The sequence below is a fragment of the Streptomyces sp. L2 genome (assembly GCF_004124325.1).
Lineage (GTDB): Bacteria > Actinomycetota > Actinomycetes > Streptomycetales > Streptomycetaceae > Streptomyces.
In genome coordinates this window covers 292,565-306,235 of record NZ_QBDT01000001.1, presented here as the reverse complement: position 1 = coordinate 306,235, position 13,671 = coordinate 292,565, and the positions used below count along the sequence as shown (strand labels likewise).

The following is a 13,671-nucleotide window of genomic DNA, read 5'->3' as shown; positions in this document are numbered from 1 at the left end:
GCTCCGCCGCGTGGGCGCGACAAGCCACGACGCACCCGCACCCGAACAAACAACCTCATCGAACCTTACGGACGTACCCCGAACTCCCCGGCGTGGAGACGCCGACATCCCGCCGCACCACACTGATCCGCGAACCCCACCGGCGCAGCGCCCGCCGCAACCCCGCGTCGGTGTACTCGACGTCCACCACCCGATCATCGAAGACCCCGGCATACACCCCGCACTCCTCGTACGCCCCGCACTCCTCCGTCACCGCGAAGTCCAGCCCGATCCGCCGGGCCCGCCCCGCCAGTTCGGCCGTGTTCTTCTGCCCGACGGCGAGGTGCCGGGCGTGCGCGTGCCGGACGAGCAGGCTCATGAAGGCGGTCGCGTCGGCGGCGGTGAGCAGATGACGGGAGCGGGTGTAACTGTCGTAGTTGTCCGGCTCGATCGCGTCGAAGCCCTTCGCCGCGCAGCCGTCGATCCACCGGTCGACGCGTGCCGCCACGCGCCGCCGCTTGGCCGGGGTGCGCAGGTCGAGCAGCGGCTCGTTCCAGTCCTCGTCGATGACGACCTCGCCGTGGGCGTCGCGCAGCAGCAGGTCGGCCGGCCAGGAGGACCGCTCGGCGGGCTGGGCCTGGAAGGCGTTGACGTAGCAGATGTTGTAGAGGCCGGGCGCGGGGGAGTCGGAGCGGTCGCGGCTCACGATCCGGACGCCCGGGGGCGGCGGATAGGCGCCGCCGATCTGGTAGTCGAACCCGGCGTGCCGGGGCGGCAGCCGCACGGCGGCGTGCGTCGGCGAGGCACTCCCGCGTCCGCTGCCCGCGCCGTTTCCGCGGTCCCCGTCACCGCCCCGGGCACAGCCGGCCAGGACGGACACGGCGAAGGCCAGAGCGGCCGACAGGGTACGGACGGTCCACCGGGAGCCACGGCCACCGCCGCGCGCAACGTGTTCGGCGACGCCCGTTTCCTCCCTCACACCCCGGATCCAAGCGTCCCCGCGCGGTCGTCGTCAAGCCCGCCCAGCGCCACCACGTACGCTCCTGACTGACCATCGCCTGGAAGGCAGGAGCAGCAACGATGCAGTATGTGAAGCTCGGTTCGACGGGCCTGGACGTCTCGCGGCTCTGTCTGGGCTGCATGACCTACGGACTGCCCGACCGCGGCACGCACGAGTGGACCCTCGACGAGGCGGCGTCCCGCCCGCTGATCCGGCAGGCGCTGGAGGCGGGCATCACCTTCTTCGACACCGCCAACGTCTACTCCGACGGAACCAGCGAGGAGATCGTCGGCAAGGCGCTGCGCGAGTACGCGAACCGCGACGAGATCGTGCTGGCCACCAAGGTGCACGGCCGGATGCGGCCGGGACCCAACGGGGCCGGGCTGTCCCGCAAGGCCGTCATGACGGAGATCGATCACAGCCTGCGCCGCCTCGGCACCGACTACGTCGACCTCTACCAGATCCACCGCTACGACCACGTCACCCCGGTCGAGGAGACCATGGAGGCGCTGCACGACCTCGTCAAGGCGGGCAAGGTGCGCTACATCGGCGCGAGTTCGATGTACGCGTGGGAATTCTCCAAGGCGCAGTACACGGCCGAGCGGCACGGCTGGACGAAGTTCGTCTCCATGCAGAACCACTACAACCTGCTCTACCGCGAGGAGGAGCGCGAGATGCTGCCGCTCTGCGCGGACCAGGGCGTCGGCGTGCTGCCCTGGAGCCCGCTGGCCCGCGGACGCCTCACCCGGGACTGGGGGACCGTCACCGGGCGCAGCAGTAATGACGACTTCGGCGGGCGGCTCTACCAGGAGGGCGACCGTGCGATCGTGGAAGCGGTCACCCGCATCGCGGGAGACCGGGGCGTGCCGCGGGCCCAGGTGGCGCTCGCCTGGCTGCTGCACCAGTCCACGGTGACCGCCCCGATCGTCGGCGCGGCCCGTCCGCAGCACATCGAGGACGCGGTGGCCGCCGTCGAACTGGAGCTGAGCGACAAGGAGATCGAAGAACTCCAGGAGCCGTACACGCCGCACGCCGTCAGCGGCCACTGAGCGGTTCACCAGGTCCGTGCGGCACACGCCGGGCGCCGCACGGACCGGTCCGCAATTCACCGGTCGCCATACTCGCCGCGTTAATTGACAATTAGTCGAACATACGCGGCCGGTTTGTTTTGTGGAAAAGCGATGGATCTCTTGTTCCAAGCTGCCGGCCTGTGCAAAGGTGTGCGCGATCGCGCTCCCGTACGCCACCCCCCACGCCTCGAAAGAGCTGCCGACGGCGGACGTCAGAGATGCCGAATATCGGGTCGCATACCCCTCGGTATGGACCAATTCGTATCGCGCCCGGAGGAATGCAGCCGTGAAAGACGCAGATGCCTCGGACGAGCAACTGAGTGCCGCGCTGAAGAAGTGGACGGGAACGGCACCCGCACTGCATCCGGTCGGCGAACTCCTCGACCGGCACTGGGAGGCGGCCTTCGCCTACGCCCGGCTCTGCACCGACGGCACCCGTGCCGCCGGAATGCTCACCACGGCCGCCTTCACCCGCCTGTTCGGCGAGTCCCTCAGGCACTCCGGGCCATCCGCGGCCTGGCGGCCCCACCTGCTGGTCACCGTCCGCCGTATCGCCGCCGAATGGGACGGCGACGGCCGCCAGAACCTCCTCCACCCGGCGTTGCGCCCCACCGCCGCCGGGGAGCGGGCCGCCGCCCGGCTGCTCCCGCCCGCCGGCCGGCGCATGCTCTCCCGGGCCTTCCAGCGGCTGCCGCAGACCGCCCGCGCCGTGCTCTGGCACACCGAGGTCGAGGCCGAGCCCCTGTCCGCCCCGGCCGCACTGCTGGGCCTGGACGAGGAGGACACCCTGGCCGAGCTGCGGCGGGCCCGGGAGCGGCTGCGCGAGGAATGCCTGCAGGCGCATCGCGAACTCGCCCCCGAGCAGGAGTGCCTGCGCTATCTGCGCATGCTGGACGTGACCTTCCGGCGCGGCGGCGTCGACATCGACCCGGACCTGAACGACCACCTGGCCCGCTGCCGGCACTGCCGGCGGACCGGGGACCAGCTCGCGCGGTTCGAGTCGGGGCTCGGACTCGCGCTCGCCGAGGCCGTCCTCGGCTGGGGCGCCGGCGCCTACCTGGAGTCCCGGCCCGGCCGGTCCGGCGAGAGCGCCGGACCGGACCCGCGGCCCGAGCCGGCCCCCGACACCCCGCTGCCCTGGGGTGGCGAGGCGTTCGCCCCCCTGGCGGAACCGGCGGCCACGTCACCGGCCGCGCCCGTCGCCCCGGCCGCGCCCGGCGCCCCGGTCGGCGCGTCCGCCCCCCGCCCCTCGCACCGCTCGGCACGTCGGGCCGCCCCCCGCCCCCGTCCCCGGCGCCGCAACCTCGCCCTGGCCGTCGCCACCGTCAGTGGCCTCGTCGTCCTGCCGCTGGTCCTGTGGTCGGTGCTGGGCTCCGGCGACGGCCCCGCGCCGGGCCCCGGCGGCACGCCCTCCCGGGCGCCCGGCAAGGACACGGCCAGTCCGGGCCCGTCCTGGGCCGGCGCGAACGGCACCGCGAAGGGCGCCCTGCGCGGCCGGCTGCACAACGTCGCCTCCGGGCTGTGCGTCGCCGTCGTCGGCAAGAAGGCCGTCAAGGGCGCGGAGACGGAACTGGCCGCGTGCTCCTCCGCGTCGGACCAGCAGTGGGTCTACGAGCCCGACGGACTGCTGCGCAGCGCCGCCGCCACCGCCCTGTGCCTGGACTCCCACCTCGGGTACTCGGTCGTGCTGGCCGACTGCGCGGACAAGGACAGCGGCCACGCCGCCAGGAGCGTCCGCTACGACTTCACCCTGCAGGGCGCCCTCGTGCCCCGCTGGGACCAGGACCTGGCGCTCACCCCGGCCGCCACCGACGGCTCGGGTTCCCTCGTCCTGAAGAACCGCGCCAACACCTCCGTCCAGCACTGGACCGTCGACACCGCCCAGCCCGACCTGCGGATGCAGATCGTCAACTGGGACACCGACAGCGGTCCTACAGCCTCGCCGACGCCGACTCCGAAGGCCGCTCCCCGGCCGTCGGCGAGCCCGTCGCCGACGACGCCCGCCCCGACGGCGACCGGCCGGGCCCCGCGGCCGGCACCGTCCCCCTCCCTCTCCGGCTTCTGCGCCGCCTACCCCGCCTACTGCTACCCGGGCGGACAGGACGGCTCGGGAGGCACCGGGGGCTTCGGCGGCGGCCACGGCGGACACGGCGGCCGCTGACCGGCTCAGGGCTGCGGCGGCGGCCCGGGAGGCTGCGGCGGCCGGCCGGGGCGGGGAGGCCGCTCGCCGGGGTGGTGCGGCGGCGGGGGCGGGATCGTGCCCAGGGCGGGCGCCGGTTCGGGCCACACCAGCAGCACCGGACAGGGGGCGTGGTCCACGGCGAACCGCACGGCCGGCCCCAGGCTGCGCGGGCCAAGCCGGGAGCGGTCGCCGTCCCGGGCCAGCACCAGCAGATCGGCACCCTCGGCTGCGGCCACCACCTCCCGCTCGACCCGCCCGGACCGCTCCTGCCGGGTGCACGGCCGCTCGAGCCGCTCGGCCGCCGCCGCCAGCAGGTCGGCGGCCGAGCTGTCGCCGAGCGTCTCCAGCCGGTCCCCGGGATCCCGGCCCCAGCCCTCGCCCGGACCATGCCCGCCGGGATGCGCGCGGCCGAGCAGACCCGCGAACGCCCCGTGCGCCACCCCGGGCACCTCCGGTCCGGTCACATGCAGCAGCACCACCTCGGACGCGTCCGGGGCATGGGCGCGCACGGCGTCCACACAGGCGGGCCAGGTGCCCTCCACCAGCCAGGCGATCACACGCATCCCGTCGGCCTCCCTCAGTTGCCTCACACCACCGAAGTCCCGCCCCTCAGAAAACCCGCAGCGCCCCCCACAGCGCCACCACCGCCACGGCCAGCGAGGACGGCACCGCGATCAGCCCCAGCCGGGTGAACTCCCCGAGGTCCACGCCGTGCTCGTGCTGGTGCACGATCCGCCGCCACAGCAGCGTGGCCAGCGAACCGGCGTACGTCAGGTTCGGGCCGATGTTCACCCCGAGCAGCACCGCGAGCACCGCGCCCGGCCCGGACGCCGCCGCCAGCGGCAGCAGCACCAGTACGGCCGGCAGATTGTTGATGACGTTCGCCAGCACCGCGGCCAGCGCGGCGGTCCCCAGCAGCGCGGGCAGCCCCGTGCCGCCCGGCAGCACGTGCCCGAGCACGCCGGCGAGCCCGTTGTCGACGACCGCCCGCACCACGACGCCCAGCGCCAGCACGAACATCAGGAAGGCCGGCGCCGCCGCCCGCACCACCGTCAGCGGTGTCGCCCGCCCCCGCAGCAGCGCCCGCCCGGCCAGCACCAGCGCACCCGCCGCCGCGACCCACACGGGCTCCACCCCGAACACCGAGGCGACCACGAAGCCGGCCAGCACGCAGCCGACGGTCACCAGCGCGAACAGCGGCGGCGCGGGCGGCTCGCCCGTGTCCTTCGCGACCGGCGCGGCCGCCGTCAGATCGTGGGCGAAGAACCGCCGGAAGACCACGTACTCCACGCCGATCGCGGCCAGCCACGGCAGGACCATCAGCACCGCGAACCGGGTGAAGCTCAGCCCGCTCGCCGCGAACGCGAGCAGGTTCGTCAGATTGGACACCGGCAGCAGCAGCGACGCCGTGTTCGACAGATGCGTGCACGCGTACACGTGCGGCTTGGGCCGTACGCCGGTCCGCGCGGCGGTGGCGAAGACCACCGGCGTCAGCAGCACGACCGTGGCGTCCAGGCTGAGGACGGCCGTGATGGCCGACGCCAGCGCGAACACCGCCGCCAGCAGCCGCACCGGCCGGCCCGCCGCCCAGCGGGCCGTCCACGCCCCGCACCACTGGAACAGCCCCGCCACGTCGCAGAAGTGGGCGAGCACCAGCACCGCCGCCAGGAACCCGACCACCGGGCCGAGCCGCGCGGCCTCGGCCCCCGCGTGGGCCGGCGAGATCGCGCCGGTGGCGACCACGAGACCGGCGGCGGGCGCGGCCGCCACCGCCTCCGGCCACCCGAACGGCCGTACGACGGCCCAGACGAGCACCACGACCAGCAGGACGGCGGAGAGGGCCTCGGCGGCAGAGCTGTTCAGGGCGGGTCCTTCCCCGGTCGATCAGGTCGATCAGGTCGATCGGACGGTGCCGCCCATGAAAACAGACTCCGGGACCCGGCCTACGACGCCCCCGCACCCGCCGCGCCCAGGAACTCCGCCCAGCCGCCCACCGGGGCCTGACCCGGCGACAGCGTCCGCAGGGTACGCAGCACCGCCGGGTCCTGCGCCTCCAGCCAGGCCACGAGCTGCTTGAAGGACACGAAGCGGACGTCGTCGTACGCGGCCATCCGGCCGATCGCCTCCTCGACGGCGTCCATGTAGATGCCGCCGTTCCAGCGTTCGAAGTGGTTGCCGACGAAGAACGGCGCCCGGTTGGTGGTGTACGCGCGGTGGAAGCCGGCCAGGTAGGTGTCGCGGGCCTGCGAGCGCCACGAGGCGAACTTCCCCGGGTCGCCGAGCGGGTCGCCGCCGGACTGGTTGAACATCATGTTGTAGTCCATCGACAGGACTTGGAAGGAGTGCCCGGAGAACGGGATCGACTGCAGCGGGAAGTCCCAGATCCGGCCGCCCTGCACCTTCTGCGGCCAGATCTGCAGCCCGCCCGGGGAGCTTGCGTCGTACGTCCAGCCGAGCGCGGCCGCCGTGGGCAGCAGGTTCTTCTGCCCCTCCAGACAGGGGGTGCGGCCGCCGGTCAGCTCCTTGCGGTAGTCGAAGGGGAGGGGTTCGAGGTCGGTGAAGCCGGTGTTGGTCCGCCAGTGCGTGACGAAGTCGACGGCCTGGTCGATCTCGCTGCGCCAGTCGGCCGGCGACCACCTGCCCACGCCGGTCGCACCGCAGAAGTGCCCGTTGAAGTGGGTGCCGATCTCGTGGCCCTCCAGCCAGGCGGCGCGCACCTGCTGGAGGGTGGCGTGGATGTGCCGGTCGGCTAGGTAGCCGATCGCGGACGCGCCGACCGGGTGCTGCGGCGGGTGATACAGGTGCTTCTTGGACTCCGGCAGCGTGTAGATGCCGCTGAGGAAGAACGTCATCGTGGCGTGGTGGTCGGCGGCCACCTTGCGGAACCGGGAGAACAGCTTGTTGCTCAGCTCGCCGGCCCCGTCCCACGAGAACACCACGAACTGCGGCGGCTTCTGGCCCGGCTTCAGCCGGACCGGCTTCGGCTGGTGCGGCTGCGCGCCGGTGTCCGCGGTGGAGCCGTCGCCTATCTTCCTGACCGGCCGCGCCTGCGCGGTGCCCCGGCCGTACGCCGGGTCCTTCGCGCCCACGGACAGCCCGCCCCCGGACGAGCACGCGGACAGGGCGCCCAGGGCACCGGCCGCCGCCCCCGCCGTCAGCACACGCCTGCGTGAAATCCCGCTCATCTTGTCCCCGAACTCCTCGTCAAGGCCCCCCAGGGCCCGCTCGCTGTGTGGTCGAGGGGTTCGATGAGCCGTCACGGCGGAAAGATCGCGGCCGGCGGGACGTGTTGCCGTCCTGTGACACTTGTGGCGCGCTCATGACGAACCCCGCCGTCCGGAGCGGGCGACGGGGCTGCGGAGACGGGCGGGAGCCCGCGCGCGGGAGTACCGGTCAGGCGCCCGTGCCGGGGCGGAAGACCGTCAGGAACACGGACGAGGAGTTCCCGCCGACCGGGACCGCCCCCGCCGTCCACGCCACCTTCAGGTGGGCCCGCTCGTCCGGCGGGGTGATCAGCAGCGCGGCCGGCGTGGCCGTCCTGGCGCCGCTGATCTCCGGGTTGGAGAACGTCAGCCCCGCCCAGGCGCTCCCCCCGGGCCTGAGCGTGATCGTCACCGGCGTGCCCGAGGACCGCTTGGGGTCCGGGCCGAGCTGGCCGCCGGAGGCGTTCACGAAGGCCGCCCCCGGATAACCGCGCACGGTGCAGGTGCGGGCCGACTTGTTGGTGAGGACGAGCGGGAAGTTCTCCTGGCCGGCCCCCGGATCGTTGCGGCCCACCGAGGCACGCAGCTCGGAGGTGTGGCAGCGGGAGCTTGTGGCCGACGTGCGCGTTCCGCCGTCCGGGGACGTGGTCGCCGGCTTGGCGGCGGACGTCTTCGTGCCCCCGTCCGGGGTGGACGCGGTGGACGCGACGCTCTTGTGCGGGGCCGAGCCCGGGCTGGACTCGGTCGCGGGCGCCGCCGTCCCGGACACCTTCACCGACGGGCCGGTGTGGCCGTCGGTGCTGCCGCAGGCGGTCAGGAGGCTCAGGCCGGCGACCACGCCCGCGAGCAGGGTGGTGCGCCGCAAGGATCGAGGTGTGTACGCCATGTCTCTCAACACTCCTGGAGGGTCACGGCACGCGCCGGACGCGTGCCTGAGGCGCCGAGTGCGCCGTCATCACACTCCGATGCGCGGACCGCCGGAAAAGTTCGGCACGTGCCGGGTTCTTTTCCCCGCCTTGACCGTCCCTACGACCCCTGCGGCGAGACCCGCAGCGAACGGAGTACGCCGTCGGGCGCCGAGTTGTCACCCCGGCGCCGGACCTGGACGTACACCTGCGGCTGCGCGGCGCCGTCCGCCGGGCGCAGCGCGGACTCGGTGACCGAGCCGCCGTCGGGGCAGCCGGTCCAGACCCGGACCGGGCCGCGCCAGTCGGTATCGGCGAACGTGTGGCCGCCCGCGTAGTGGCAGCCGGAGTGGGTGAGGGCGTCCACCCGGGCCGTGACGTCGCCGTGCTCGCTGAGGCCCACGAACACGCCGTCGACCGGGGCCGTCAGATCCGGCCAGGCGGTCAGGTCGTCGGCGACGCCGAGCCCCGGCTCGTGCCCCGCCGCCAGGCCCAGCGCGGCCGGGTCCCAGCCGGAGTCGCGCAACTGCCGCGCCCAGTCGGCGGGCACCTCCACGCTCACCCGGCCGGTGGAGTCCGCCACCCTCGTCCGCCCGGCCGAGCCCGGCCGGTGGAGCAGCAGCGTCACCCCGGCGGCGGCGACCGCGGCGGCGAGCAGCGCGGCCAGCGCCAGGGTGACCGCGTTGAGCCGCCCCCGGACGCCGTCGAGCCGTTTGGCCCGGACGGCGACGGAGGGCGGGGCGGCCGGGGTGGCGGGGGCGAGGGCCGTGGCCGGGTCGGCAGCGGAGTGGGGTGCCGACGGGGCGAGGGCGCTCGCCGGGTCGGCGGGGGAGTGGGGTGTCGGCGGGGTGTCCGGGGCCGCCGCCAGCCGGTCCAGCTCGTCCGCGAAGACCTGCGCGCCCGGCCAGCGCCGCCGCCGGTCCGGCTCCAGCGCGCGCATCAGGGCCCGCTCGGCCGCCTCGCCCAGGTCCGGCCGCAGCCGTCCAGGCGGCACCACCCGGCCGGGCTGTCCCGGCACGCTGCCCGTGACCAGCTCGTAGCCCACCGCGCCCAGGCTGTACACGTCGGCGCGCTCGTCGATGCCCTCCCCGGGCTCGGCCTGCTCCGGCGGCTGGTAGCCCGCGCTGCCGGCGGCGAGCGTCAGCACCGAGGCCTGCGCGAGGCTCTTGGCCAGCCCCAGATCCGCCAGCAGCACCCGCCGGTCACCGTCCGGCGCGGTGTGCAGCAGCACGTTGGTCGGCTTGATGTCCCGGTGCACGATGCCCGCCTCGTGCAGGGCGGCGGCGCTCCGCGCGGCCAGCGCTGTCAGCCGCAGCGCCTCGGGCACCGGCAGCGGGCCGTCGGCGAGCAGGTCGGCGAGGGTGCCGCCGTCGGCGTACTCCATCACGAAGTACGGCCGGGAGTCCGGGAGTTCCCCGATGTCGTAGACCTGCACCACCCGGCTGGAGCCGGCCCGGCGCAGCAGCCGCGCCTCGGACAGGAACCGCTCCCGGACGTCGAGCCGGTGCGCCCAGTTCTCGGCGAGGACCTTCACCGCCACCGGAGCGTCCAGCTCCTCGTCGTGGGCGAGCCACACCGTGGCGAAGGCCCCGCTGCCCAGGCGCCGTTCGAGACGGTAGCGGCCGATCCGCTCCAGGGAGTGCATACGACTATCATGCCTGGCCTGAGATCGACTTCCAGGGGGACCCTCACGTGCAGGACCCGGCACTGACCGAAGACCTCGCCCGGCGCGCCGCCGCCGGTGACCGTGCCGCGCTGGACCGGCTGCTGACCGAGATCCGGCCGGAGGCCGTGCGCCGCTGCGGGCGCTTCCTGCCCTGCCGGGAGGACGCGGAGGAGGCCGCCCAGGACGTGCTGCTCCAGGTGGCCCGGCACATCTCCGCCTTCGAAGGCCGCAGCCGCTTCAGCACCTGGCTCTACACGGTGGTCGCCAACTGCGCCCGGCAGAAGTACCGCGAGCTGAAGCGGCGCGCCGCCGAACAGCCCGCCGTCATCGAGCCGTCCCTGTCCGTCGACCCGCGCACCACCAGCGTCATCGCCGGCTCCCGCGTCGACCTGCTGGAGGCCCTGGAACGGCTGGAGCGCGAGCACCCGCACCTGGTGGCGCCGCTGGTCTACCGGGACATCTGCCAGCTGGACTACGCCGAGGTCGCCGAACGCGTCGGCATCCCCCTCGGCACCCTGAAGTCCCGCCTGCACGAGGCACGCAAACAGGTCCGCCCCTGGCTCACCGCGTCCTGAGCCCCTGGTCCGGCCCGGTGCCCGGCCTAGGCCCGGGTCGTGAGGTCTTCGTGCGGCTTGGTGTCTGGCCTCGGCCCGGGTCGTGAGGTCTTCGTGCGGCTTGGTGTCTGGCCTCGGCCCGGGTCGTGAGGTCTTCGTGCGGCTTGGTGTCTGGCCTCGGCCCGGGTCGTGAGGTCTTCGTGCGGCTTGGTGTCTGGCCTCGGCCCGGGTCGTGAGGTCTTCGTGCGGCTTGGTGTCTGGCCTCGGCCCGGGTCGTGAGGTCTTCGTGCGGCTTGGTGTCTGGCCTCGGCCCGGGTCGTGAGGTCTTCGTGCGGCCTGGTGTCCGGCCTCGGCGCACGTCCTGAGCCCCTTGGTCCGGCCCGATGCCCGGCCTAAGCCCGCGTCCTGAGCCCTCGTCCGGCCCGGTGCCCGGCCTCAGCCCAGGCCCTCGTCCTCGTCGAGCAGCCCCAGTTCCGCCCAGATCGTCTTGCCGTCGGTGGTGTGCCTGCTGCCCCAGCGCTGGGTGAGCTGGGCGACCAGCAGCAGTCCGCGGCCGCCCTCGTCCCAGGTCTTCGCGCGCCTGAGGTGCGGCGCGGTGTGGCTGGTGTCGGAGACCTCGCAGATCAGCGTGGTCGCGTCATGGATGAGCCGCAGCCGGATCGGGTGGGAGCCGTACCGGATCGCGTTGGTCACCAGCTCGCTCACCACCAGCTCCGCGGTGAACCCGGCCGCGCTCAGCGACCAGCGGTCCAGCTGGTCGACGACCTGCTTGCGGATCGGCGCGACCAGCGCCGGGTCGGCCGGGATGTCCCAGGTCGCCACCTGGGACGCGGGCAGCCCCTGGGTGCGGGCCAGCAGCAGCGCCACGTCGTCGCCGGCACCGCCCTGCGGCAGCAGCGCGTGCAGGATGCGGTCGCAGGTCTCGTCGAGGGACCCGGTGTACGTCCCGAGCGCCTCGTGCAGCAGCGGGTGGCCGGCGTCGCCCGCCCGGTCCCGGGGCTGCACCAGGCCGTCCGTGTACAGAGCGAGGACGGTGCCCTCGGGCAGTTCGACCTCGGTGGACTCGAACGGCAGCCCGCCGAGCCCCAGCGGCGGCCCGGCCGGCAGGTCCAGCTGCCGGGCCTCGCCGACGCCCGGGGGCAGCAGCACCGGCGGCGGATGACCGGCCCGGGCGAGGGTGCAGCGCCGCGAGACGGGGTCGTACACCGCGTACAGGCAGGTGGCGCCGACCTCGCCCGTGCTGCCGTCGCCACCGGACTCCTCCGACAGCCGGATCACCAGGTCGTCGAGGTGCGTGAGCAGCTCGTCCGGGGCCAGGTCGATGTCGGCCAGGGTGCGCACCGCGGTGCGCAGCCGGCCCATGGTGGCCGACGCCTGCACGCCGTGCCCGACGACGTCCCCCACGACCATGGCGACGCGCATCCCGGACAGCGGGATCACGTCGAACCAGTCGCCGCCCACCCCGGCGCGGGCCGCCGGCAGATAGCGGGAGGAGGCCTCCAGGGCGGCGGTGCGCGGCAGGGTGCGGGGCAGCAGACTGCGCTGCAGGGCGAGCGCGGTCTCGCGTTCACGGGAGTAGCGGCGGGCGTTGTCGATGCACACGGCGGCGCGGGCGGTGATCTCCTCGGCGAGCAGGGCGTCGTCCGCGGTGAACGGGTCCGGGCGCCGGTGCCGGGCCAGCAGGGCGACCCCGAGGGTGAGGCCGCGGGCCTGGATGGGCACCGACATCGCCGAGTGGAAGCCGAAGTCCTGCGCCCGACCGGACCGCACCGGGTCCGACCGCAGCCAGTCGTCCCTGGCCTTCGTAACCTCCGCGGCCTCCGCGGCCTCCGCGCTGTCGGAGGCGCGGATGGTGCGGCCGGCGATCAGCGAGTCGGCCTGCGGGGAGGCGGCCGGGTACACGCTGACCTGCCCCTGCGCGGTCACCGCCTCCGGGACCCCGGGGAGGACCGACTGGTGCGCGGCGCGGCGCAGCGACACCGGCGCCGTGATGCGCGCCGGAGGCTCCCAGCCCGGCTCCCGCGGGTCCAGCAGATCGATGCTGACGAAGTCGGCGAGCGCGGGAACGCACACGTCCGCCAGCTCCTGTGCCGTCCGGGTGACGTCGAGGGTCGAGCCGATGCGCACGCTCGCCTCGTTCACCAGCTGAAGTCGCTGCCGGGTCCGGTGGTTCTCGGTGACGTCGTGCGCGGCCAGGCACACGCCCCGCACCCGGCCCGCGCCGTCGGTCACCGGTGCCATCCGGGCCAGCCAGGCGCGGACCTCGTCACGGGCGCCGGTGCGCAGCAGCGTCTGCACGTCCAGCGGAGCGCCGGTGGACAGCACCCGGAGCATGCCCTGCTCCAGCTCGTCGCTCTGCGGCTTGCCGCCGATCTCCGCCAGCCTGAGGCCCCGCAGCCGCTCCTCGGGCAGCCCGATGATCTCGGCCATGGCGTCGTTCATGCGGCGCAGCCGCAGCCGCTCGTCGTACACGGCGACGGCACAGGGCGCCTGGATGAGGCTCGCCCGGGTGAGGGGGTCGCCCGGGTCGTCCGGCGCCGCCGTCTCCCCGCCGGTGAGCGGGGTGACCACGAGCCAGTCACCGGGCCAGCCGTCGCGCGGCGGCCGGTGGTGCGCGAGCAGCCAGACCGGGACGGTACGGCCGTCCCGGTGGCGCAGAGCGAGCGTTCCCTCCCAGCGCGGTGTGCCGGGTGGGGCGGGCGGATCGCTCCCGGCGAGCAGATCGGCGGCGGGGCGGCCCACGACGTCGGCGGCCGGGTGGCCGAGCAGCCGCCGCGCGCCCTCGTTCCACTCCACCAGAGTGCCGTCGTCGTCGATGACAGCCCGGGCCGTCGCCCCATCGTCGAACGGATAGACCCGGCTCATCTCGCCACTCCCAAGCGCACACGCACAGTGAACAGGCGCACCACTTGTGTTCCAGCCTAGTGCGTCGCGTGCTCCGGCGAACCGCGACCCCCGGCGAGGACTCCGGCCGGCCGGACCCGGTCAAGGGCCGTTTCCGGCCGAGCCGCGGGCCGGGTCCTCCCGGCGTCGCTGCCGGGCGTCGGCAGGTACCGCCGCCACAGGGTCCTGACCTGGGGGTATTTACGCGTGAGTACCATCGGCGGTACCG

At 74.3% G+C, this 13,671-nt stretch carries 10 protein-coding genes; 3 read left to right on the top strand and 7 right to left on the bottom strand.

The window, feature by feature from the left end:
* Positions 1-55: 55 nt before the first annotated feature.
* Positions 56-883 carry an endo alpha-1,4 polygalactosaminidase gene (locus DBP14_RS01285; protein ID WP_241741142.1) on the bottom strand — a complete coding sequence of 276 codons (828 nt, stop codon included), beginning with the start codon at positions 881-883 and terminating at the stop codon, positions 56-58.
* Positions 884-1,059: 176 nt separating this feature from the next.
* Between DBP14_RS01285 and DBP14_RS01280 the strand changes: the two genes are divergently transcribed.
* Both DBP14_RS01280 and DBP14_RS01275 read left to right on the top strand, forming a co-directional pair.
* Entirely contained in the window at positions 1,060-2,028 is a 969-nt protein-coding gene (locus tag DBP14_RS01280; RefSeq protein WP_129305208.1) for an aldo/keto reductase, read from the top strand.
* Between the two features lie 307 nt (positions 2,029-2,335).
* Complete coding sequence (locus DBP14_RS01275) at positions 2,336-4,210, top strand: RICIN domain-containing protein (protein ID WP_129305207.1); 1,875 nt, start codon at positions 2,336-2,338, stop codon at positions 4,208-4,210.
* A 5-nt stretch (positions 4,211-4,215) separates the two neighbouring features.
* Here the strand turns inward: DBP14_RS01275 and DBP14_RS01270 are convergent, their stop codons facing one another.
* The 5 genes from DBP14_RS01270 to DBP14_RS01250 form a co-directional block, all read right to left on the bottom strand.
* Positions 4,216-4,794 carry a universal stress protein gene (locus DBP14_RS01270; RefSeq protein ID WP_129305206.1) on the bottom strand — a complete coding sequence of 193 codons (579 nt, stop codon included), beginning with the start codon at positions 4,792-4,794 and terminating at the stop codon, positions 4,216-4,218.
* 46 nt (positions 4,795-4,840) lie between these two features.
* On the bottom strand, positions 4,841-6,094 hold the full coding sequence (locus DBP14_RS01265; protein WP_129305205.1) for an SLC13 family permease: 1,254 nt from the start codon (positions 6,092-6,094) through the stop codon (positions 4,841-4,843).
* An 80-nt stretch (positions 6,095-6,174) separates the two neighbouring features.
* A complete protein-coding gene (locus DBP14_RS01260; RefSeq protein WP_164992228.1) occupies positions 6,175-7,416 on the bottom strand; it encodes a hypothetical protein in 1,242 nt (413 codons plus the stop codon).
* A 208-nt stretch (positions 7,417-7,624) separates the two neighbouring features.
* On the bottom strand, positions 7,625-8,320 hold the full coding sequence (locus DBP14_RS01255) for a DUF4232 domain-containing protein (RefSeq protein WP_129305204.1): 696 nt from the start codon (positions 8,318-8,320) through the stop codon (positions 7,625-7,627).
* 140 nt (positions 8,321-8,460) lie between these two features.
* Complete coding sequence (locus DBP14_RS01250; protein WP_129305203.1) at positions 8,461-9,984, bottom strand: serine/threonine-protein kinase; 1,524 nt, start codon at positions 9,982-9,984, stop codon at positions 8,461-8,463.
* 47 nt (positions 9,985-10,031) lie between these two features.
* On the opposite strand from DBP14_RS01250, the gene DBP14_RS01245 reads away from it, so the two are divergent.
* Positions 10,032-10,580 carry an RNA polymerase sigma factor gene (locus DBP14_RS01245; RefSeq protein WP_129305202.1) on the top strand — a complete coding sequence of 183 codons (549 nt, stop codon included), beginning with the start codon at positions 10,032-10,034 and terminating at the stop codon, positions 10,578-10,580.
* Between the two features lie 414 nt (positions 10,581-10,994).
* Here DBP14_RS01245 and DBP14_RS01240 read toward each other — a convergent pair whose 3' ends face one another.
* Entirely contained in the window at positions 10,995-13,424 is a 2,430-nt protein-coding gene (locus tag DBP14_RS01240; RefSeq protein ID WP_129305201.1) for a SpoIIE family protein phosphatase, read from the bottom strand.
* Positions 13,425-13,671 lie beyond the last annotated feature (247 nt).